The sequence below is a fragment of the Candidatus Amarolinea aalborgensis genome (assembly GCF_900491745.1).
Taxonomy (GTDB): domain Bacteria; phylum Chloroflexota; class Anaerolineae; order SSC4; family Amarolineaceae; genus Amarolinea; species Amarolinea aalborgensis.
In genome coordinates this window covers 1-21781 of record NZ_UETR01000048.1, presented here as the reverse complement: position 1 = coordinate 21781, position 21781 = coordinate 1, and the positions used below count along the sequence as shown (strand labels likewise).

The window sequence follows — 21781 nt, the reverse complement described above, 5'->3', positions numbered from 1 at the left end:
GAACGCAGGCGACCGTAGACGCCGCGGCTCAACAAGCGATTGAGCGTCGGTAAGTCCGCGCGCCACTGCTCGAAGACAAGCGTCGGCTCGGCGCAATCCAACCCGATGACTAATACCCGTCGCCCTGGCTCGACATCGAATACCCGGCGCTCAGACCCAACCGCGGTCAGGCTGGCGCCGCGCTCGCTTTTTTTGCTTCTTCCTTGCGGAATTCCTCTTCGCGCTTGCGCGCCATACCTTCGACGAGCACCTTGCTCACTTCTGGCCGCGTGAATTCTGGCGGCAGCTGCTGGCCGGCTTCGAGCATCTGCCGCACCTGGGAACCGCTCAAAACGATGTGGTACTTCTTGTCATGCGGGCAAATCTTGGGCGAAACAATGGTGCCGCACTGGGTGCAGAAGAAGGCGTGTTCGAAAAACAGCGGCGTAATCGCCAATTCGTGGGGCAAGAACTCGTCGAAGATGTAGTGGGCGTCATAGGTGCCGTAATAGCGGCCAACGCCGGCATGGTCACGGCCCACGATGAAATGCGTGCAGCCGTAGTTCTGTCGCGCGATGGCATGGAAAATGGCCTCTCGCGGGCCGGCGTAGCGCATCGCCGCCGGATAGACGCCTAAGAGCACACGCTCTGGCGGGTAATAGTCGCGCAAAATGGCCTGATAGCTTTCGATGCGCACATCGGCCGGAATATCATCGCCCTTGGTCTCGCCCACCAACGGGTGCAAGAACAAACCATCTACAATCTCCAGGGCGACTTTCTGGATGTACTCGTGCGCGCGATGAATGGGGTTGCGCGTTTGGAAGGCCACAATCCTTCGCCAGCCGTTGGCTGCAAACAAGCGGCGCGCCTGCGCCGGGTCATGCCGCAGCTCTGGGAACTCCAGCACGCTGGGGCGGTTCAAAAGAAAAACCTGGCCGGCCAGCAGGATATCGCCCTGCCCGTAGAGGCGAGCCACGCCAGGGTGCGCCGTCTCTGTGGTCTGGTAGACCTTGGCCGCCTCAAGTTCCTTGTCATAGCCAAACTTCTCGGCCAATTCCAAGATGCCCATCAGATGATCGGCGCCCTCCGCGGTGCGCTCGACCAAGGCAATTTCCTGACCTTCATGAAGGGTGTCAGCCTGCTCGCGGGTAACGGCCAGCGTCACGGGCACGGTCCACGCCAGCCCATTGGGCAAGCGCATATCCTCCAACACCGTTTGGTAGGTCAGCTTGTCCATGAATCCGGTCAGCGGACTAAAAGCGCCGACGGCGATCATCTCCAAATCGGAGACAGCCATCGGCGAGAGATACACTTTGGATAAAGATTGGGCGCGCTCAAGCGCAGCTTCGCGTACGACGCCGCGCAGCACCCGATCCACCAAAACGCCCCCGTGGGGCGTTATCTGGCGAATCGCAGCAGCCATCATGATTGAACTCCTTACCACCGAAGCCGCTGGCGCGGCGAGGAGCCAACGACCGACGGCCAAAATAAAGCGCCAGGCAACCTGGCGCACGTGGAGTCAGTATAGCAAAGGGGCTAGGGGCTGTCAAATCAATCGGATCAGGTAGGCGAGTCACTGTGCAGAGCTGCGCCAGTAGGCAAATGGTTTTGGCTTTTCACTTGCAGGGTGTTATAATTTGCACCAGATTTTGGACGAGGCGCAGCAGTGACCTTCGAAAACATGCCTGAACAAACCGAAAACCAGACGCCAGCGGCCGAAGCAACCACGGGCCGTCCCAGCGAGGGGCTACCTGCCTGGCAGGTTCCGTATTCATCGAATGAACCGGCGCCGGCCGTCGCGGTTGACAGTCCGCCCCTCGCGGCTGCCTCTTTCCCTGTCAGCGACAGCGGCCGCACGACGACCGTGAGCGGCGTCCTACGCGAGTTGATCGAGACCGTTGTTCTGACCCTGGTGATCTTCTTCCTGGTGCGCACCGTCATGCAAAACTATCGCATTGACGGCATCAGCATGGAGCCGAACTTTCAGAACGGCCAGTTTCTCATCATCAATAAGCTGTCCTACAAACTTGGACAACCGCGGCGGGGCGATGTAATTGTATTTCATTACCCACGTGATCCCTCGCGTGACTTTATCAAGCGCGTGATCGGCCTGCCGGGCCAAACCGTTGAGGTGCGCAGCGGCCAGGTCATCATAGACGGCAAGCCCATTGATGAGCCTTACGGGCCAGCGCCCGGTTCGTACGATGCGCCGCCAACCCTGGTGCCGCCCAACGAGCTTTTTGTCCTGGGAGACAACCGCAACAATTCCAGCGACTCGCATAGTTGGGGCTTGCTGCCAATGGACAAAGTGATTGGCCGCGCCATTGTGTCCTATTGGCCGCCCAGTGAATGGCGCATCATCAGCAACCCGGTGGCGGCCAGCCCTTGAGATGCGCCGCGCGCCGCAGTCTCGCGCGCAGCGACGCCGGCATGCACGGCCATCCGTCATGCCCTATAGATCAACCTTAAAGATTCCTTCACCCGAAGATGTCGAGGCGCCATGGCTGCCACGGAGACGAATCGCCAGCAAGACCACCCAAACGGTCATACCGCTATGTCCGGTCGCGCGGTGCTGTCGGCCGCTGCGGTGCAGAGCACAGCCATTGGCGCTGAGTTGTGGGTGGCGCCCGATACGTTGATCACCCCCCTCGCACGTGAAGAGGCCGAACGTCGGCGCATCACCCTGCGTGTGGGGCTGCAGCCAGCCTCTGCACCGCAGCCCGCGCAAGATTCGGCCACCCCTACCGATCCGGCGCGCCACGTGGCCCTGGGCGCGGACCATGGCGGTTTTGAACTCAAGACACTCCTTCATGCCTACCTGGTTGAATTGGGCTATACGGTCAGTGACGTGGGTTGTTTTTCTCCCGAAGCCGTTGATTATCCTGACCTTGCCTATGCGGTGGCCCGATTGGTGGCTGACGGCCGCGCGGCCGCGGGGATTGTGATTGATGGCGCCGGCATTGGCTCGGCTATGGTGGCCAACAAAGTTCCGGGTGTGCGCGCTGCGCTCTGCTATGACCTCTCCACGGCTGTCAACAGCCGCGAACACAATCACGCGAACGTGCTGACCCTCGGCGCGGGGCTGATCGGCCCTGCACTGGCGCGTCAAATTGTGAAGATCTGGTTGGAGACGCCGTGGGGCGCCGGGCGCCATGCCAGGCGTGTGGATAAGATCATGCAGGTGGAGCAGCGTTTTCTCAAATCGTAGCGGCGTGCGCACGACAGGCGCATCTACAGCACGCAGACAACAGAGAACCGAGCGGAGTTCCGTGTGAATACTGAAGAATTGGTGCGATTGATTACGCAGCAGGTGTTGTTCAATTTGGCAGGCAGCCCGAGCAGCACAACCTGCGCCGGCTGCGGCGCAAACTGTGAGGGCATGTGCGTACAGCACTGCCCCGACGACTGCCGCGTGGTGGTTAGCGCGGGCGCCGATCGCCTGAGCGCGCCCCTGGGTATTCGCCAGGTGGCTTCCGACCTGGGCGCGATGATTGACCATACGCTGCTCAAGCCCGATGCGACGGCTGACCAGGTCGTTCAACTCTGTCTGGAAGCGCGCCAATACCAGTTTGCCTCCGTCTGCCTGAATCCATGCTGGGTGGCGCTGGCCGCTCGCGAACTACACGGCAGCAGCGTGCCGGTCTGCACCGTGGTGGGATTTCCGCTGGGCGCTACGCTGCCGGAGGTGAAGGCCTTCGAGGCCCAACGCTGTATCGCGGACGGCGCGCGCGAGGTTGATATGGTCATCAACATCGGCGCGCTCAAGTCGCGCGATTATCGCCTGGTGGCGCACGATATCAGTGCGGTCGTTCAGGCGGCGCACAGTTGTCATGTCCTGGTGAAGGTCATCATTGAGACCTCGCTGCTGACGGATGAGGAAAAGGTGGAAGCCTGCGCGTTGGCGCAGGCGGCCGGCGCTGATTATGTCAAAACGTCAACCGGTTTCTCGACCGGCGGCGCCACCGCCAGCGACATTGCGCTTATGCGCCGCGTCGTCGGCCCGGGCATCGGCGTCAAAGCATCGGGCGGGATTCGCTCCGCGGCGGATGCCCAAGCGATGATCGCCGCCGGCGCCACGCGCATCGGCGCCAGCGCCAGCGTCAAGATCGTGCAAGAAGCCAAGAAATGATAAGCACCGGCGCCACCAAACAAAGGGGCATGTGATGCGCTACGAGAATCTTCTCATTATTGCCGGACACGCCTGGCAGTGCCTGGATTGCCAGGCCAAGCTGTTGGCTGATCCGGCCAAAGCGGTGACCGGCCATCGTTTGATGCCCGACGAACAGACCGCGCTGAGCAAACTGACGCGCGCCGATTTTGCCACGGTTACCTCGTTGGCCCATGCGCTGCAGTTAGATCGTCATGCGCTGGATGAGATCATGAACAATCCACGCTGTCGCCTGCGGCATCTGTAGAAATCCAGGAAAAAACCGCTATGATGATTGCACGGGTGGTAGGCTCAGCAGTAGCCACCGTCAAGGATGAAAAGCTCAAGGGGTTGAAACTGCTGGTGGTGCGTGAAGTGACGCCCGCCAACGAACTGATCGGCAAGCCGCTCGTAGCCATTGATGCGGTGGGGGCCGGCGAAGGCGAGTTGGTGCTGATCGCCAGCGGCAGCTCAGCGCGGCAGACGACGATCACCAACAACAAACCGGTGGATGCGGTCATCATGGCGATCCTCGACTCGCTCGAAGTCGAGGGCGCGTTGACCTACGTCAAGAACTGAGAGGCACGCCATGGCTGAAGAATTCGATCTTGACCTGAAATCTATTCAAGAAGCCCGACGATTGGCGGCCGCCGCGCGTGAAGCGCAGCGCGCGTTCTTCCACTTCTCGCAGGCGCAGGTAGATCGTATCTGCCAGGCCATGGCCGATGCTGCCTACCGCGAGGCCGCGCGCCTCGGTCGCCTGGCGTATGAGGAGACCGGCTACGGCGTTCCTGACCACAAGACGGTCAAGAATCAATTTGGCAGCCGCACGATTTGGGAATCTATCAAGGATGTGCCGACGGTGGGCGTGCTGCGTCGCGACGAGGCGCGGAAGATCGTAGAGATCGGCTGGCCGGTGGGCGTGGTGGCCGCGCTGACGCCCAGCACCAATCCGACGTCAACCGCGATGTTCAAGATCTTGATTGCGGTGAAGGCGCGCAATGGCATCATCGTTGCCCCGCATCCATCAGCCAAAGCGTGCAGCTACGAGACTACGCGCGTGATGGTGGAAGCCGGCGAAGCTGCGGGGATGCCCAAAGGCCTGGTCAGTTGTATGCAGTACATCACGCTGCCTGGCTCGCAGGAACTGATCCGTCACTACGCCGTGAGCATGATCGTGGCAACCGGCGGCTCCGCGATGGTCAAGGCTGCGCACAGCGTGGGCAAACCGGCCTTGGGCGTGGGGCCGGGCAATGTGCCGGTCTACGTAGATCGCAGCGCGGACGTGGTCAAGGCGGCGTGGGACATCGTCAACTCCAAAGCGTTTGATTGCTCGGTCATTTGCGCCACCGAGCAGGCCGTGGTCGCGGACAAGCCGATTGCGGCGCAGCTCAAGGCAGAGATGGAGCGCAACGGGGCCTATTTTGTCAACGAAGAGCAGGCCGCGGCGCTCGGCCGCACCTTGTTCAGCGGCGGACAGCTCATCAACCCGAAAACCGTGGGCAAGACGCCGCAGCAGTTGGCGGCCATGGCCAAGATCAGCGTGCCAGCTTGGGCGCGCATCCTGGTGGCGCGGCTGGCGAAAGTTGGCCCGGATGAACCGTTGAGCGCGGAGAAGCTGACCACCGTGTTGGGCTGGTACGAGGTGGACGATTGGCACGCCGGCTGTGAGCGCTGCATCGAACTGCTCAAGTATGGCGGCGATGGGCACTCGTTGGTCATTCATGCGCGCAATGAAGAGGTGATCCTGGCCTTTGGCATCGAAAAGCCGGCTTTCCGCATCGTGGTCAACACCTGGGGCTCGCTGGGCGCGATCGGCGCGACGACCGGCGTCATGCCTTCGATGACCCTGGCGCCGGGCGGCATTGGCGGCGCCGCAGTCAGCGATAACATCACCGTCCATCACCTGCTCAACATCAAGCGCCTGGCCTATGAACGCGCCGCACCGCCCTCGCTGGCCAGTTCCCTGGCTCCCGGGGTGCAGCCAATGGCCGGGGTCAGCGCGGCGCCGGCCGTCAGCGCCACACCGCAGGCAGCGATCTCCGCCGCCGACATCGAACAGATCGTGCGACGCGTGCTGAGCGAAATTCAGACGAAATGACATTCTTATTGACCCGCGAGGCCTTGGTCTTGAGTGTGCGGAACATGGAGAATTAGTTTAGGATATCTTGCCCCACGTCTATGCCAACTTTGATGATTGTCGGCCCGTATCGACTGTTTTTCTGGTCATATGACTGCTCAGAACCGCGGCATGTTCATGTAAGCCGCGACCGTTTGGAGGCTAAGTTTTGGCTGGATCCAATTCTACTGGCAGACAACAATGGCTTTCGGTCCAAGGAATTGCGTGATATTGAGCGGATCATCAACGATAATGCGGATATTCTAAGGAGTAGGTGGGATGAGTATTGCAGCAGAGCTTGAGTTGATTAACCTCAAACTGGCACAGGCAGAAATCATGAGCGCCCGTGTCACTGATGATGAATTGACTGTTAATTTAGCCGACGGCCGTACGATTTCGGTTCCGGTGCTCTGGTTTCCGCGCCTCGCCTACGGCACACCTGCTGAACGGGATCATTTCGAGATCAAACGCCAGGGGATTCATTGGCCCGATCTAGACGAAGACGTGAGCGTCCGGACGCTCCTTCTCGGTCGAGGTTTGGGAGAAAGCCGAGAGTCACTAGAGAAATGGCTTCTACAACGGAAGCAGGCGAACGCAGTTCCTTCATCCTTGCTACCGACCAATGGCGACCACCACCGACAACAACCGGTAGTTACGCATTAACGAGCATGGCGCTGGACTCCTCCGCCCGGTCATGATCTTTGTCAAGCTATCAGACATACACAGTTTTTCGAGAAGGAGAGAATCAACTATGGCAAGTATTCAGATGATTGCCCTGGGCATGATCGAGACCAAGGGCCTGGTCGGCGCCATCGAAGCGGCCGACGCGATGGTGAAGGCGGCCAATGTACGCCTGATTGGTAAGGAAATCATCGGCGGCGGCTACGTCACCGTGATGGTGCGCGGGGATGTGGGCGCGGTCAAGGCGGCGACCGATGCCGGCGCCGCGGCCGCGCAGCGCGTGGGCGAGCTGGTCAGTGTGCACGTCATCCCGCGGCCGCACGGCGATGTGGAGATGATCCTGCCCAAGGCTGGAGAAGACGCCGCCTGAGCTGGCTGGCGTCGCTACCACCATGGCACGACGATTCTTCACCGAGGCCGACATTCGGCGCCTGGTCAAAGACGAGGGCCGCACCGAGTTGGTGTTGGAGCCAACCGATGTGTTGACCGCGCTGGCGCTTGACGCGGCGCGTGAATTGGGCTTGCGCCTAATCAACCACGAGCCGACGCCGGCCTGGTCCGCGGCCGGCAAGCGCGAGGCGCTGCTGCGCGGGCCGCAGTGGGAAAAACCGGCCGCGCCAGCGCCGCCGCTCAACACCGAAGACCTGGTGGCGCGCATCGTCAGCGCGGTGCTGCAGCGGGTGGGCAGCGTCTCCGGCGCGTCGCCCAACGCCGCGGCTGGGCACGCGGCCGGCCCGCACGATATCAGCGTCATCAGCGGCCGACCAACCGAACCGGCGCCTCTTGTGCCTGGCGCGGCGCCAACCCTGGATCTGCGCCAGCAGGAGGTCATCAGCCCCGCGGATGGCAGCCCGCTGCGCGCGGGTGTTTGCAGCTGGCGCGCCGGCGCGCGTGACATGACCCTGGCGCAGGCCGAAATTTATTACGTCGTCGAAGGCGTGTTGGAGATCACGGCCCAGGGGCAGACGCGGCGCATGTTTGCTGGGGATGCTGCGCTGCTGCCAGGAGGTGTGGCGCTGCAGTTGGCCACGCCAACTTGGGTCAAGGTTTTCTATGTTGGATTCTAGAGCTTTTCACAGGCTGGGGAGCGATTATGGCCGATGAATTTTCGTTACGCGCCTACTGCTTTCTCGACCGCATGCAGCCACAGTACGCGGCGTTTGTGGGCACCATCACGCAAGGCGACTTGCCCGTGGAGGGCATGGCTTCGCTCTACGTTGAGATGGCGCCCGGCAACGAAGTCTTTCGCGTAGTTGACATTGCCGTCAAGAGCACTGACGCCAAACCGGGCGCACAGATCGTGGAGCGCGAATTTGGCATGTTCGAGGTGCACTCGCTGGCGCAAGCCGAGGTGATCGAGGCTGGCCGCATTGTTTTGCAGCGCCTCGGTTTGCGCGAGGAAGACCGCGTGAAGCCTGAAGTAGCGTCGGTGCAGGTGATCACCAACGTGGACTCGTACCAGGCGCAGCTGCTCAACCGCTTCCGTCGCGGCGCTATGATCGTCGCGGGCGAAACGATGTTGGTGTTGGAAGTCGCGCCTGCGGCCTACATCAACCTGGCTGCGAATGAGGCCGAAAAGGCTGCCAATATCAAGTTGGTGCACATTTCGTCTGTCGGCCGCTATGGGCGCATGTGGATGTCCGGCACGGAGGCGGAGATCGTGGCGGCTAGAGCCGCCGCCGTGGATGCGATTAGCCAGCTCAAAGGCAAGTGAGCATCGGGAATCGGGAGAAATCGGGATTCTGATGGCGAGGGAGCAGGGCCGCGCGTGATCCTGGGCAAAATTGTTGGCACAGCCGTGGCGACACAAAAATATGCGGGCTTGGAAGGCGCCAAACTGCTGGTAGTGCAGCCGCTTGACAAGCATCTGCAACCGCGCGGCGCCCTGCAGGTTGCCGTGGACACGCCGCGCTTGAGCGCCGGCCTGAACGACATCGTTTGCTTGATGCGCTCGCGTGAAGCCATGCTGGCCTACACCACCACCGCCATGCTGCCCATTGACCTGGCCGTGGTGGGCATCGTCGAGACGGTAGAAGTGGACGACGATTTGGCGCTCGAGCTAACTTGAAAACAGGCCGCGGATGAACACGGATCCTCACGGATGGCCTGTTTTCATCCACGGTTGTGCGCCGAGTGCATGGGCGACTGAGATGAAAAGTGCAGCGTACAACGTGCGGAACCATGACCGATCTCTGATCTCCGACCTTGACCTATGATTATCGCGAAAGTCATCGGCACCCTGGTGTCAACAATCAAACATCCGGCCTATACCGGTTACAAGCTGCTGATCGTGCAGCCGCTGCATCTGCCTGGGGACAAACCGGACGCTGATTTTGTGGCGCTGGATCATGCGCAAGCGGGTATTGGCGATACGGTGTTGGTCCTGCGCGAAGGCAGCGGCGCGCGCCAGATCACAGGCATTGCCGATGCGCCCATCATTTCGGTGGTGGTTGGTATTCTAGACAGCGTTGAACTCAACGCATGAAATTTGGTCTGTGAACAAGGAAAAAGAAGGAAAAAGAACGATATGATGAATCTATGGCGCGAACTGCGCAGTGGCCCAAGTTCCCCCGACATTGTCTACACGCTGGTGGAAATTCCCAAAGGCAGCCGGAATAAGTTCGAATACAACAAGGAGTTTGGCGTCCTCAAGCTCGACCGCGTGCTCTACTCGTCGCTCTATTATCCGGGCGACTATGGCTTGATTCCGCAAACTTTCTACGATGACGGCGATCCGCTGGACATCCTGGTGATGATCAACGAGCCGACCTTCCCTGGCTGCATCATCGAAGCGCGGCCGATTGGGATTTTCCGCATGTTGGACAGAGACGTGGCGGATGACAAGATTCTGGCCGTTCCCGCGCGTGACCCGATCTTTGCCGACTATCACGACATCACCGATATTCCCAAGCACTACCTGGTGGAAGTGGCGCACTTTTTCGAAGTCTACAAGGACCTGGAAGGTATGCGCACCAAGCCGATCGGTTGGGAAAACGCCGAAGTGGCCAAGGCCGAAATCCTGCGCTCGATGAAGCTTTACCAGGATCGCTTCCACATGGGAGGCCTGTGACGGTATGCGGGAGATCGTGCCCAACCTGTGGCTGGTCAACGAGGTGCGCGGGGTCAATGTGTACCTCTGGCAACGCCCAGATGGCTTGACTCTGATTGATACCGGCATGCCGTGGGATGCCTTTACCATTCTCAAAGCGTTGGGCGATGCCGGGCATGGACCACGCGCCGTTAATCGGATTATTGTCACCCATGCCGATTTCGATCATGTCGGCGGCCTGGCCCAGATTCACGCCGCCACCGGCGCCCTGGTCATTGCCCATGCGGCCGAGGCGCCCGGGGTGACCGGTCAGCGCCGGCGCGCCTTGGCCAAATCACCCCTGGGTTACGCCATGACGCCGTTGTTTCGACTCATGGACCGCGTGATCTTTGTCTACCGGCCCACGGCGGTGGATGACATGGTGCTTGATCGGCAAATGCTGCCTGAAGGATTCCAGGTTGTGCACGCGCCCGGTCACGCGCCCGGGCAAATAGCGCTCTATCATCCAGAGCGCAAAATTTTGATCGCCGCAGATGCGCTGGCGCACTACGGCGGGCGTCTGACTCCTCCGATCGGCTTCTTGACGCCAAGCGCCGTCTTGGCGGTTGAATCTATCCGGCGATTGGCGAAACTCGATGTAGATGTGCTCTGTGTGGGTCACGGACCGCCGATTGTCGGCGCAGCCGGTGAGCAATTGCGTGCGTTTGCCGCCACGCTGTAAGCGACCTGCGACCATTTGTTGACCTCAACCAGGCATGGAAAGGCGTCTATGGCAGACCAACCAGAAGTTTATCTTGTTAGCGCGGTTCGAACTCCGATGGGGCGCTTTCAAGGCGCCCTCAAAGAGGTGCCGGCCACGGTCTTGGGCAGTGTGGCCCTGCGCGCCGCAGTGGCGCGCGCCGGCATTGATCCCAGCAGCATAGATGAAGTTTTCATGGGGCACGTGGTGCAGGCGGGCGCGGGTCAAGCGCCGGCGCGTCAGGCCGCCATACTGGCAGGCATCCCCGATACCATCGGCGCGACAACCGTCAACAAGGTTTGCGGATCCGGTCTCAAGGCCATCATCCTGGCGGCAAACGCCATCCGCGCCGGCGACGGACACACGTTTGTGTGCGGCGGTATGGAAAGTATGAATATGGCGCCCTACCTGCTGCCCCATGCGCGCACTGGCTACCGCCTGGGCAATGGCGAGTTAGTTGACGCCGTGGTGCTTGATGGCCTGTGGTGCGCCATCGAGCACCATCACATGGGCAACTCTGCCGAATGGGTGGCGCGCGAATTTGGGATTACGCGCTTTGAACAGGATGAGTTCGCCTCTCTTAGTCACGAAAAGGCATTGGCCGCACAGGAAGCCGGCCATTTTGACGCCGAGATTGTGCCTGTGGAGATCCCGCAGCGCAAAGGGCCGCCGTTGATGTTCGGGGCCGATGAGACCCCGCGCCGTGATAGCACCATGGAGGCGCTGACCCGTTTGCGCCCGGCCTTCGCGGAAGGCGGTACGATCACCGCGGGCAATGCGCCGGGGTTGAACGACGGCGCAGCGGCTCTCGTAGTGATGAGCGGCGAGCGCGTCCGTGAATTGGGCTTGACGCCCCTGGCGCGCATCACCGGCTACGCGCAGGCCGCAGTCAAGCCGCTGACCTTGTTCACGGCGCCAATTTATGCCGTGCGCCGCCTGCTCGACGCCACCCATACCAGCCTGGCCGACTATGATCTCATCGAGATTAATGAGGCCTTTGCTGCACAGGTCCTGGCCGATGGTTACGAGCTTGGTTGGGACTGGGCGCGGGTCAATGTCAACGGCGGCGCGATTGCCCTGGGCCACCCGATCGGCGCCAGCGGCGCGCGCATCGTGGTGACGCTCATCCATGCCTTGCGACAGCATGGCAAACAAACGGGCTTGGCCACCCTGTGCCTGGGCGGCGGCGAGGCCATCGCGCTCAGCCTGGAACTGGCGTCCTGACTAAGATCCAGAGAAATCACCTCTGCGCCGGCTCACGGCGCCGAGATCCCCGTGCCGCTCGGAAAATTAGGAGACTGCATGCGTTTACAGGATAGAGTTGCGTTGATTACCGGTTCGGCGCGCGGCATCGGCCGCGCCACGGCCCTGGCCTTTGCCGCCGAAGGCGCGCAGGTCATCGTGTGCGACATGGACGCGGCCGGCGGCGAACAGACAGCCGCTGACATTCGCACAGCCGGCGGGCGGGCGCTATTTGTGCAGGTTGATGTGACCGATCGCGCCAGCGTGGACGCGCTGGTGCAGGCGGCGCAGGCGCACTTTGGGCGGATTGATGTGCTGGTCAACAACGCCGGCGTTCTACGTGACCGCAGCCTGCTGAAAATGACCGAGCAAGATTTTGATTTCGTCATCAATGTCAACTTGAAAGGCGTTTTCAACTGTACCCAGGCCGTTGCGCCGCTGCTGGCGGCCCAGGGGAGCGGCGTGATCCTCAATGCGTCATCGGTGGTGGGCGTCTCTGGCAATTACGGGCAAACTAATTATGTGGCTAGTAAGGCCGGCGTCATCGGCATGACCAGGGTGTGGGCGCGCGAATTAGGCCCAAAGGGGGTGCGAGTCAATGCCGTGGCGCCTGGTTTCATCAGTACTGAGATGCTGGCCGGCATCCCGGACAAAGTGATGGAGGAACTGAAGGCCAAAATCTCGCTGCGCCGCTTGGGCCGACCGGAGGACATCGCCAATGCCTATGTCTTCTTAGCCAGCGACGAAGCCGCTTATATCACCGGCCATGTCTTGCACGTGGATGGCGGCGCAGTCGTCTAGTCATTCCAGGCAGACTCCAGAGAAAGGCTTATGCCCATACCACCCGCTTTGTTACGTCGCTTATACCTGCAAGGCAGCTTGCGCAACCGCCATGACGGCTTTGAATTCACGCTGCGCAACCGCCTGGCGCCGAGCACCCTCCTGGGTCTTGGCCCATTGACGGTGAACAGCCGAAAATATGAGGGTGACAATCTTCTGCTGCACACGCGCAAGGGCACGCGTTCTGTCGAAAGAGTCGCACCGGAATACCCTTTCGATTGGCCGATCAATGCAGACATCACCTTGATTGGCGTCGGCCAGCCGCTGACTGCGGGGTCACACGCGCTAACCATTGAAATGCTGCTGCGCGAAACCGGGAAAACAACGCTGACCATCGAGGATAGATTGGCCGATCCAGAACAAGGGCATTGACGCCAACACCCACGAACAAGGGCATTGACACTAGTACCAACGTATGTTATGATAGGCGCAGGAACTTGAGGAACCGATCAGTAGGTTCAGATTACGTACTACGAACAAGAAGCTGTTTTCATGAACATCATGGCTGGATGATCAGCGCGAGAGAGCACCTGGGGTAATGCCCAGGTCGCCGAAGGGGCACTCTGACCAGAAACACCGGGGCTGGCAGGCAATCTCTCAGGCAAAAAGATCGCACTGGGACAGCACTCTGGAGAGCCGACTGCGCGGTCATCGCGCAGTCGCACCGACGGGGCAATTTCCCGCACAAGCGGCGAAAATCTCTCAGGTGCCAAGGACAGAGGGAATCGGGCAGGCATCGCACGCGATGCCTGCCCGATTCCCTTTTTGGGTTGCTTCGGGACTCAGGCACTCAAGGCACGCAGCACAAATTGGAGGAGGGATGGGATGAATCGAACATCTTTGTACGACACGCACGTGGCGCTTGGCGGGCGTATGGTGGATTTTGCCGGATGGGAACTGCCGGTGCAATACCCCACCGGCCCGTTGGAGGAGCACAAGCGGGTGCGCGAGGCCGTCGGCCTGTTCGACATTGACCACATGGGCCAGGTCGTCGTGGCTGGGCCTGATGCCCTGCGCTTCTTGCAGATGATCCAGGTTGGCGACATCAGTACGATGGCGATCAGCGATGCGCGCTACAGCCTGATGTGCTACGCCGACGGCACGGTCATTGACGACATTTTCATGTATCGTGTGGCCGCCGAAAGCTGGTGGGTCATCGTCAATGCATCCAATCGTAAGAAGGATGTTGAGTGGATGCAGCTGCACGCCGTTGGATTGAACGTCAGTGTGACCGACATCTCGGATGAGACCTACATGCTGGCCTTGCAAGGCCCACGCGCGCAAGCGGTCTTGCAAAAGCTCACGGATCTGGACCTGGCGACAGTGAAGTTCCACACCTGCGCGCCAGCCACCGTCAATGGCGTGGCTGCGCTTTTGGGCGCCACCGGCTACACGGGCGAGTACGGCTATGAGCTGTTTTTCCCGGCGACAGAGGCCGTGGCGATGTGGAACACCATCCTGGAAGCCGGCCAGCCGGAAGGCATTCTACCGTGCGGGCTGGCCGCGCGCGATTCACTGCGCTTCGAGCCATGCCTGCCGCTGTACGGTCATGAGATTCATGCGCGCATAGACCCCATCAGCGCGCGTTTGAGCTGGGCCATCAGTTTCAAGAAGGGGGACTTCATCGGTCGCGATGCCTTGCTCAAAATCAAGATGGAAGGCCCGGCCCAGCGCCTGGTGGGCTTCGAGATGGTGGAGCGCGCGGTGCCGCGCGCCGAATTCCCTGTGGCGATCAACGGCCAGGTGGTGGGCGTTGTCACCACGGGCATGAAATCGCCAACCACAGACCGCTTCGTTGGGTTGGCCTATGTCCCTGCCGCCAATGCCGCCCTCGGTAGTCAGATTGACATTGTCATCCGAGACGCGCCCAAAAAGGCAATCGTGGTGAAGACGCCGTTCTACGTCGCGGCTTATCGGCGTTGAGTGGCCGCGCGGCCTGGCGCATGATCCAGGTGACAGCGCGGTCAGCCGAACGGTGGGCTAACGCTCTGCCGTCTGGCGTTCTGTCGGTCTGATCAACTCAATTTCTATCCAGTTTTCTGATCAAAGGAGATTTACCATGAGCTTCAAACTAGACCCCAATGCCCGCTACGCAAAATCGGATGAGTGGGTGCGCGTCGAAGGCGCCGTGGCGGTAGTCGGCATCAGCGACTATGCCCAGGATGCGTTGTCTGATGTGGTTTTCATCGAGCTGCCCGAGGTGGGCGCGACGATCAAGCAAGGGCAGCAGGTCGCAACGGTTGAATCGGTCAAAGCTGCATCCGACATCTATGCGCCCCTCAGCGGCACGGTGATCGAGGTCAACCACGCGCTGGAAGATACCCCTGAAAAGGTCAACGGAGACCCATTTGGCGAAGCCTGGCTCTTCAAGCTGGAGCCGGAGAATACGGCCGAACTAGAAAACCTGATGACTGCGACCGAATACGATGCTTACTGCGCGACACGCGAACATTAGCAGGCTGAGGAGATGACGATGATGAACTACACGCCTGGCTATGTGCCCAATACGGACGCTGACCGTCAGCAGATGTTGGCGACGATTGGCGTTGCGTCGGTGGAAGATCTCTTTCACGACGTGCCGGCCAGCCACCGTTTCCCGCGGCTCAATCTGCCGACGCCGGTCAGTGAATACGAGATTCTACAAGAGCTGCAAGCGCTGAGCAGCGAGGACGCCGATGCGGACTCTTCGCCCTGCTTCCTCGGCGCTGGCGCTTACCATCACTTCGTTCCGTCCATTGTTGATGCGGTCATCAGCCGCAGCGAATTCTACACTGCGTACACGCCGTACCAACCGGAAGTGAGCCAGGGTACGCTGCAAGCCATCTTTGAATATCAGAGCATGATCTGCGCGCTGACTGGGATGGACGTGTCCAACGCCAGTCACTATGATGGCGCGACGGCCGTGGCTGAAGCGGTGATCATGGCCCTCAACATCGGTCGGCTGAAGCGCAAGACGATCCTCTTTTCGCGCTACGTCAACCCACAGTACCGCGAAGTGGCTCACACCTACACGCAGGGCATGGATGTCAAATTCAACGGCTTCGCCGCTGGCGTTGACCTGGATGCGCTGGAGGCGATGATGGACAGCGACACGGCCGCCGTCATCGTCCAGAACCCGGACTTCCTGGGGCGGCTGCATAGCCCGGCGCGCCTGCGCCAATTGGCGGACGCGGCGCATGCCCAAGGCGCCGTGCTGATCGTAGTGGCCGACCCCATCAGCCTGGGCATCTTCCAGGCGCCCGGCAGCTATGACGCCGATATTGTCTGCGGCGAAGGCCAGTCGCTGGGCAGTCCGCTCAACTTCGGCGGACCGTACCTGGGCTTCTTCGCGTGCAAGAACGAGCACGTGCGTCGCAGCGCCGGCCGCATCATCGGCGAAACGGTGGGCGTGGACGGCGAGCGCGGCTTCGTGCTGACGCTGAGCACGCGCGAGCAGCACATTCGGCGTGACAAAGCGACCTCCAACATCTGCACCAACCAGGGCCTGGTGGCCCTCTCGGCGGCCGTTTACATGGCGGCGCTGGGCAAGAACGGCCTGCGCCGCGTGGCGGAGCTGTGCTATCACAAGGCGCACTACGCTGCGCAGCAAATCGCAACGCAAACCGGCTTCGAGGTGCTGCAAGGCGAGCCGTTCTTCCAGGAATTCGTCGTGCGCTGCCCGCTGCCGGTGGCCGCGGTCAATCGTTACCTGCTCGATGAGTACGGCATCATCGGCGGCTACGACCTGAGCCAGGATTACCCGGAACTGGGGCACGCCATGCTGGTGTGCGTCACCGAAACGCTGAGCAAGCGCGACATTGACGCCCTGGTGATGGCGCTGGCCGAGGTGGAGGAGATGGAAGAGATGGACGCCGCGACCGACGCCTACATCCCCCAGGATGACACGCTGCCCGAACTCGACCTGGAACTGGAGCAGATGGAGATCGTCATGGAGGTGATCCCATGAACAGCCCAAGCAATGACAGCCGCGCAACGGGGCAGCGCATCGAACCGTTGATTTTCGATTTCAGCTCGCCAGGCCGCATCGGCGCCAGCCTGCCGGCGTTGGACGTGCCAGAAGCGCCGCTGCCGCTCGATTTCCTGCGCCGCGCCGCGGATCTGCCCTTGCCCGAAGTCGCGGAGATTGACGTGATGCGTCATTTCCTACGCCTGTCGCAAAAGAATCACAGCATTGACACTGGCTTCTATCCGCTTGGCTCCTGCACGATGAAATACAACCCCAAGGTGCACGAGAAGGCCGCCCGGCTCCCGGGCTTCACCGGCCTGCACCCATTGCAGCCCGCCGACAGCGCGCAAGGGGCCATGCAGTTGATGTTTGAGCTGCAGGTCTACCTGGCTGAAATCAGCGGTTTTGCCGCTGTCAGTCTGCAGCCGGCCGCCGGCGCGCAGGGCGAACTGAGCGGCGTGCTGATGATGCGCAATTACCTGTACGATCAAGGCGAGACACAGCGCACGAAGATCCTGGTGCCTGACTCCGCGCACGGCACCAATCCAGCTTCGACCACGATGGCCGGGCTGCAGGCGGTGGAAATTCCGAGCGACGCGCGCGGCAACGTAGACCTGGGCGCGCTCAAGACCCAACTAGACAGCATCGGGCATGAGGTGATCGGTCTGATGTTGACCAATCCCAACACCCTGGGCCTGTTCGATGAGAATGTGCTGGAGGTGATTCGCCTGGTGCAAGCCGCAGGCGGCCTCGTCTACGGCGATGGCGCCAACTTCAACGCCATTCTGGGCATCACCAAGCCAGGCGAGCTGGGCTTCGATGTGATGCACTTCAACTTGCACAAGACCTTCACTACGCCGCACGGCGGCGGCGGCCCAGGCTCGGGTCCGGTGGGATGCAGTGAGGCGCTGGCGCCTTATCTGCCCGGCCCGGTGGTTGCCGTGCGGGCGCGCAACGGTGACGAGGAGGACATTGACCTGGTTTGGTACATGCCCCAGTACAGCATCGGGCGCGTGAAGAGCTTCGCCGGCAATTTTGGCATGTTGGTGCGCGCGTATACCTATATCCGCATGTTAGGCGAAGAGGGCCTGCGCGCAGTCAGTCAAAATGCGGTGCTCAACGCCAACTACCTGCAGGCGCGCCTCAAAGGAGCCTATCCGATTCCGCATGGCGATCGCACCTGCATGCACGAGTTCGTCGCGCAGGGCATCCTGGAAGAAGCGCCCACCATTCACACGATGGACATTGCCAAGCGATTAATGGACTTTGGCTATCATCCACCTACGGTCTACTTCCCGCTGATCGTGCGCGAGGCGCTGATGATCGAGCCGACTGAGACCGAGAGCCGTGAGACGCTGGACGGTTTCGTAGAGACGTTGCTGCAGATCAAGGAAGAAGCGATTGCCAACCCACAGCTCCTGAAAGAGGCGCCGCATACGACCCCGGTCGGGCGCCTGGACGAGGTGCGCGCGGCGCGCGAGCTGAAGCTGTGCGCAACGGCAGCCAAGCCGGGATAGGAGAAACCGGAGACCGAAGATCGGAGACCGGAGACTGAAAATCAGGCCCGCCCGCTCTGTGGACGCGATGTCGCAGGGCGGGCGGGTTTTGCGTGACGCGGCTAGGCCAGCGCACCCAGGACATCCTCCACGGCTAACGCCATGCCCCGCGCTTGGGCCGCGGACGCGGCAGGGGATGGCGCAGCGGTCACCAAGGGGCCGCGCTGAGTTGCGGCCTTGCGCCGCGTCTCCGCGCTGGCGTCCGGATGGTGCATGACCAATGTCAACCAGGCGATGGCCTGCAGCGGATCCTGCGGCGCAGCAATGGCGGCCGCCTCCGTGACGACCAGCAGCGCCAGGTCGCCCAGCTGAGCCTCCAGCGCGATCTGCAGGGCGCGATGATAGGCTTTCTGGGTTGCGGCGCGGTGGCCCTGCATGAAGTTGACCATCGCCAGGTTGCGCAGCGCCATGATGCTCAGGTACGTGTAATCATTGTCTGTGCAGAGGACGAGACTCTCCCTGAGCAGGTCTTCTGCTTCAGCGTAGGCGCCCTGCAGGCGCAAGGCATTTCCGAGCGTATTCATCGTGTGCACAAGCATACTGGGATCGCCGACTTGACGCGCGACGGCCAGCCCCTCACGCAGATAGGCAAGCGCCTGGGCCGAATCGCCCATGGTGTTGCACAGTTCGCCCAGGTTGCCGAGCAGCCCAGCCATGCCCCAATGGTCGCCCGCCTCGCGGTAAAGCGCGAGGCTGCTTTCGAAGTGGCGCTGTGAGGCGGCAAAATCAGTCTTGCCATAGGCGACCGCGCCCAGGAACAGAAGGGGATAGGCCAGATCCGTGCGTGCGCCCACGCGTTGAAACAGCGCCATGCCCTCCTCGATCAGGCGCTGCGCCTCATCGTAGCGCGCCAGGCGGAAGCCAAGCCAGCCCTGTCGAATGAGCAGGCCGGCCAGCAGGCGCGCGAGCTGCGGCTGTTGGGCCTGTTCTGCGCCGGTCAACGCCAGCCATTCCTCGCGCACTTGTTCCGCCGCCTCGCCGAACGTTGTATACCCTTCAAGGTAGGGGCCGCGCAGGTCATAGAAAACCAGCAGACTCTCCATGGCCTGACGTAAGACGCGGGTGTCCACCTCTTCTGCGCCCCAACGCCAGGCGCGGCGAATATCCTCGCGCGCCGCGCTGAGCTCGGCCAGCGCGGCATGCCCCTCCGCGCCTTTGAGCCGCCGCTCGCGGTCGTGCAGAAACGCGGCGTAGTACGCGGCGTGGCGCGCCTGCGCGGTCGCTTGCAGATCAGGCCAGGCGCGCAGCTTGTCGGCGGCATACTGGCGCACCACGGGGTGCAGGTCATAGCGCCCGTCGGCCAGCTGGCGTACGAGGGACTTGTTGACCAGCGCGGTCAGGGCCGCCATCTCCCCCAGCAGCCCATGCGCACCCTGCGAATCGAAGCTGCTGGCAAAGACCGTCAGTTGGGCCAGGGCGGTTTGTTCGGTCGGGGTCAAAAAACCCCACGCATGCTCGAACACGGCGCGCAGAGAGCGATGACGGAGCGGTGCGTCTGGCCAGGTGGCGGCCAGAAAGTCGGCGGTGCTGACGAGTTGACTGGCAATCTCAGTGCACGTCAGCGTAGGCGCCTGCGCCGCGGCCAATTCCAGCCCAAGCGGCATCCCCTCCAAGAGGCGGCAAATCTGGGCAATGGCCTGGCGGTCGGCTGCGGTTGGGGCAAAGCGCCGCTGCTGGCGCTGCGCACACTCGATGAAGAGCGTGGCCGCCTCGAAATCCTGCAGCGGGCCAGCCGCATCGGAGGTTGGAAAAGTCAGCCCGTCAAGATGAAAGAGCCGCTCGCCGCGCAGAGCCAGCCGGGTGCGCGAGGTGATGAGCAGCTTGACCGCGGGCGCCTGCTGTAGGATGTCCGCCAGCAGGTTGACGCCGGCCGTCAGGTGTTCAAAATTGTCTAGCACGAGGAGCAGCTCGCGATTGTGCAAGAAGCTGAGCGCCTGCTGCGCTTGATCGCGGTCGCCGGTGGCCGGCGCGTGCAAGGCTTCGAGCACGGCTGCCGGCAGATGGTCAGGGCTGGTGATAGCGACCAGGGGAACCAGGCACGCGCCGTTGAGAAAATCGCCCTGCTGCACGGCGCGCTCGGCCGCGGCCAACGCCAGCCGCGTCTTGCCGATGCCGCCTGGCCCCACAATCGTCAGCAGGCGACACGTGGGGTCGGCCAGGCGCGCGCTCAGATCATCTAGTTCGGAATGTCGCCCCACGAAGGGCGTGGTTGCGGTAGGCAGCGGCGGCGCAGAGCCCATCGCGCGAATTCGTTCATAGAGCGCATTCAGCTCGGCCGATGGCTCGACTCCCAATTCGGCGGCGAGAATGCGGCGACAGGTTTGGTATTGGGCCAGCGCGGCCGAGCGTTGGCCGCTGCGCGCCAGCAGCAGAGTGAGCTGGGTGTGCGCCTCTTCGCGCCACGGGTCGAGCGCCAAGAGGCGGCGCAAACAAGCAATGCCAGCTGCATACTCTCGCCGCGAGGCATGATAGGCAGCCAGGGTTTGCAGCGCCTGCAGCGCTTGCTGGCGCAGGCGTTCGCGCTGCCACATGAGCCATTCATCGAAGTCAGGCGCATCGCGTACGTGAAAGCCTTCGAGGAAGTCGCCGCGGTAAAGCGCCATCGCCTCTTGCACGTGCTGAATGCGCGGCGTTGCGTCCGCTGCTTCATCAGCCACGCGCAGATGTTCCTCGAAAAGCTGCACATCGAGCAGAAACGGCTGGGTTTGGTCAAAAGTGACCGATTCGCGGGTAGTGACGACATGGAGAGGCAGCAGGTGGCGCAAGTTCGCCAGAACCTGGCGCAGATTGTTTTTGGCGTCCGTGTCGGACATCTCGCCCCAGAACATCTCCGCCAACCGCTCGCGCGCCACGGTGCGGCCGCTGAGCACCAGGTACGACAACAGAGCGGGCGCTTTGCTGGTGATGAAGCCTGTCAGCGGGGCATCCTGGAAGGTAATTTCGAGCTTGCCAAGAAGCGCGAGGCGCAGCTGAGGTTCCATTTGTTAGCCGATCAACCCCATTGTCAATTCACGATTTCTTTACGATGACGTTTTATCATGGCGATAGATTACGGAGTCGTTTAGCGGGAGGCGATCCAACCTATGCACGCCCGGCCATCACAGTACCACGCCTACCTGCTGCGCATCTGGCAGGAAGCGGCCAGCGAAACGGCCGTTTGGCGCTTCAGCCTGGAAGACCCGAGCAGTGGTCAACGCCTCGGCTTTGCCGATTTGGCCGCGCTTGTCGCCTTTCTGCATCAACAGACCTCAGCCACCCACGGATCGGAGACCGGAGACCAGAGATCGGAGATCGGAGACCAGAGACCGGAGATCTGAGACCAGAGATCTGATTATGCCGTGCATCTGCATTTTACCTGATTCTCGGTGGTTTCACCCAATCGCGCCGGATGGGCGTCGGCATGCCCTTGCGCAGGCTGCTTCTCCTCGTGGGTCACGCCTCCAGCGTGACGACGTGCTCAGCGACAAATCACACTTCCCTGCA

At 61.6% G+C, this 21781-nt stretch carries 25 protein-coding genes and 2 riboswitches; of the genes, 23 read left to right on the top strand and 2 right to left on the bottom strand.

Annotated features, from left to right (window positions below; genetic code table 11):
* Positions 1–166: 166 nt before the first annotated feature.
* On the bottom strand, positions 167–1405 hold the full coding sequence (sat, locus tag ACPQ6D_RS22235) for a sulfate adenylyltransferase (RefSeq protein ID WP_423226546.1): 1239 nt from the start codon (positions 1403–1405) through the stop codon (positions 167–169).
* A 255-nt stretch (positions 1406–1660) separates the two neighbouring features.
* Here sat and lepB point away from each other — a divergent pair, with 255 nt between their 5' ends.
* The 22 genes from lepB (at position 1661) to gcvPB (ending at position 18259) form a co-directional block, all read left to right on the top strand.
* Positions 1661–2368, top strand: coding sequence for a signal peptidase I (gene lepB / locus ACPQ6D_RS22230; RefSeq protein ID WP_423226545.1), 708 nt, complete (start codon positions 1661–1663; stop codon positions 2366–2368).
* A 111-nt stretch (positions 2369–2479) separates the two neighbouring features.
* On the top strand, positions 2480–3187 hold the full coding sequence (gene rpiB, locus ACPQ6D_RS22225) for a ribose 5-phosphate isomerase B (protein WP_423226544.1): 708 nt from the start codon (positions 2480–2482) through the stop codon (positions 3185–3187).
* 279 nt (positions 3188–3466) lie between these two features.
* Positions 3467–4108: a deoxyribose-phosphate aldolase gene (deoC, locus tag ACPQ6D_RS22220; RefSeq protein ID WP_423226548.1), complete on the top strand. Its 642-nt coding sequence runs from the start codon at positions 3467–3469 to the stop codon at positions 4106–4108.
* Positions 4109–4142: 34 nt separating this feature from the next.
* Positions 4143–4394 carry a hypothetical protein gene (locus ACPQ6D_RS22215; RefSeq protein WP_423226543.1) on the top strand — a complete coding sequence of 84 codons (252 nt, stop codon included), beginning with the start codon at positions 4143–4145 and terminating at the stop codon, positions 4392–4394.
* A 20-nt stretch (positions 4395–4414) separates the two neighbouring features.
* Complete coding sequence (locus ACPQ6D_RS22210; protein WP_423226542.1) at positions 4415–4705, top strand: EutN/CcmL family microcompartment protein; 291 nt, start codon at positions 4415–4417, stop codon at positions 4703–4705.
* Between the two features lie 10 nt (positions 4706–4715).
* Complete coding sequence (locus tag ACPQ6D_RS22205; protein WP_423226541.1) at positions 4716–6227, top strand: aldehyde dehydrogenase family protein; 1512 nt, start codon at positions 4716–4718, stop codon at positions 6225–6227.
* A gap of 80 nt (positions 6228–6307) precedes the next feature.
* The gene (locus tag ACPQ6D_RS22200) at positions 6308–6547 is read left to right on the top strand and encodes a DUF4160 domain-containing protein (RefSeq protein WP_423226540.1); all 240 of its coding nucleotides are present in this window, start codon (positions 6308–6310) and stop codon (positions 6545–6547) included.
* The gene (locus tag ACPQ6D_RS22195; RefSeq protein ID WP_423226539.1) at positions 6525–6908 is read left to right on the top strand and encodes a DUF2442 domain-containing protein; all 384 of its coding nucleotides are present in this window, start codon (positions 6525–6527) and stop codon (positions 6906–6908) included. The genes ACPQ6D_RS22200 and ACPQ6D_RS22195 overlap by 23 nt, the downstream gene beginning before the upstream one ends.
* A gap of 97 nt (positions 6909–7005) precedes the next feature.
* A complete protein-coding gene (gene eutM / locus ACPQ6D_RS22190; RefSeq protein WP_423226547.1) occupies positions 7006–7296 on the top strand; it encodes an ethanolamine utilization microcompartment protein EutM in 291 nt (96 codons plus the stop codon).
* Positions 7297–7318: 22 nt separating this feature from the next.
* Positions 7319–7993, top strand: a complete 675-nt coding sequence (locus ACPQ6D_RS22185; protein WP_423226538.1) for a cupin domain-containing protein — start codon at positions 7319–7321, stop codon at positions 7991–7993.
* Between the two features lie 26 nt (positions 7994–8019).
* Positions 8020–8640: a hypothetical protein gene (locus ACPQ6D_RS22180; protein WP_423226537.1), complete on the top strand. Its 621-nt coding sequence runs from the start codon at positions 8020–8022 to the stop codon at positions 8638–8640.
* Between the two features lie 54 nt (positions 8641–8694).
* Positions 8695–8994, top strand: coding sequence for a EutN/CcmL family microcompartment protein (locus ACPQ6D_RS22175; protein WP_423226536.1), 300 nt, complete (start codon positions 8695–8697; stop codon positions 8992–8994).
* Positions 8995–9138: 144 nt separating this feature from the next.
* The gene (locus tag ACPQ6D_RS22170; protein ID WP_423226535.1) at positions 9139–9411 is read left to right on the top strand and encodes a EutN/CcmL family microcompartment protein; all 273 of its coding nucleotides are present in this window, start codon (positions 9139–9141) and stop codon (positions 9409–9411) included.
* A gap of 42 nt (positions 9412–9453) precedes the next feature.
* Entirely contained in the window at positions 9454–9996 is a 543-nt protein-coding gene (locus tag ACPQ6D_RS22165; protein WP_423226534.1) for an inorganic diphosphatase, read from the top strand.
* Between the two features lie 4 nt (positions 9997–10000).
* The gene (locus ACPQ6D_RS22160; protein ID WP_423226533.1) at positions 10001–10696 is read left to right on the top strand and encodes an MBL fold metallo-hydrolase; all 696 of its coding nucleotides are present in this window, start codon (positions 10001–10003) and stop codon (positions 10694–10696) included.
* 48 nt (positions 10697–10744) lie between these two features.
* Positions 10745–11938: an acetyl-CoA C-acetyltransferase gene (locus ACPQ6D_RS22155; protein ID WP_423226532.1), complete on the top strand. Its 1194-nt coding sequence runs from the start codon at positions 10745–10747 to the stop codon at positions 11936–11938.
* 78 nt (positions 11939–12016) lie between these two features.
* The gene (fabG, locus tag ACPQ6D_RS22150; RefSeq protein ID WP_423226531.1) at positions 12017–12757 is read left to right on the top strand and encodes a 3-oxoacyl-[acyl-carrier-protein] reductase; all 741 of its coding nucleotides are present in this window, start codon (positions 12017–12019) and stop codon (positions 12755–12757) included.
* Positions 12758–12787: 30 nt separating this feature from the next.
* The gene (locus ACPQ6D_RS22145) at positions 12788–13168 is read left to right on the top strand and encodes a hypothetical protein (protein ID WP_423226530.1); all 381 of its coding nucleotides are present in this window, start codon (positions 12788–12790) and stop codon (positions 13166–13168) included.
* A gap of 137 nt (positions 13169–13305) precedes the next feature.
* A riboswitch (glycine riboswitch) is annotated at positions 13306–13419 on the top strand.
* A 1-nt stretch (position 13420) separates the two neighbouring features.
* Positions 13421–13519, top strand: a riboswitch (glycine riboswitch).
* Positions 13520–13621: 102 nt separating this feature from the next.
* Positions 13622–14719 (top strand): glycine cleavage system aminomethyltransferase GcvT, encoded by a 1098-nt coding sequence (gene gcvT / locus ACPQ6D_RS22140; protein ID WP_423226529.1) that lies wholly within the window; start codon positions 13622–13624, stop codon positions 14717–14719.
* A 136-nt stretch (positions 14720–14855) separates the two neighbouring features.
* Positions 14856–15251 carry a glycine cleavage system protein GcvH gene (gene gcvH / locus ACPQ6D_RS22135; protein WP_423226528.1) on the top strand — a complete coding sequence of 132 codons (396 nt, stop codon included), beginning with the start codon at positions 14856–14858 and terminating at the stop codon, positions 15249–15251.
* An 18-nt stretch (positions 15252–15269) separates the two neighbouring features.
* Entirely contained in the window at positions 15270–16742 is a 1473-nt protein-coding gene (gene gcvPA / locus ACPQ6D_RS22130) for an aminomethyl-transferring glycine dehydrogenase subunit GcvPA (RefSeq protein WP_423226527.1), read from the top strand.
* Complete coding sequence (gene gcvPB / locus ACPQ6D_RS22125) at positions 16739–18259, top strand: aminomethyl-transferring glycine dehydrogenase subunit GcvPB (protein WP_423226526.1); 1521 nt, start codon at positions 16739–16741, stop codon at positions 18257–18259. The genes gcvPA and gcvPB overlap by 4 nt, the downstream gene beginning before the upstream one ends.
* A gap of 101 nt (positions 18260–18360) precedes the next feature.
* Here gcvPB and ACPQ6D_RS22120 read toward each other — a convergent pair whose 3' ends face one another.
* Entirely contained in the window at positions 18361–21279 is a 2919-nt protein-coding gene (locus tag ACPQ6D_RS22120; RefSeq protein ID WP_423226525.1) for an ATP-binding protein, read from the bottom strand.
* A 102-nt stretch (positions 21280–21381) separates the two neighbouring features.
* Between ACPQ6D_RS22120 and ACPQ6D_RS22115 the strand changes: the two genes are divergently transcribed.
* Entirely contained in the window at positions 21382–21615 is a 234-nt protein-coding gene (locus ACPQ6D_RS22115) for a hypothetical protein (RefSeq protein WP_423226524.1), read from the top strand.
* Positions 21616–21781: the final 166 nt, after the last annotated feature.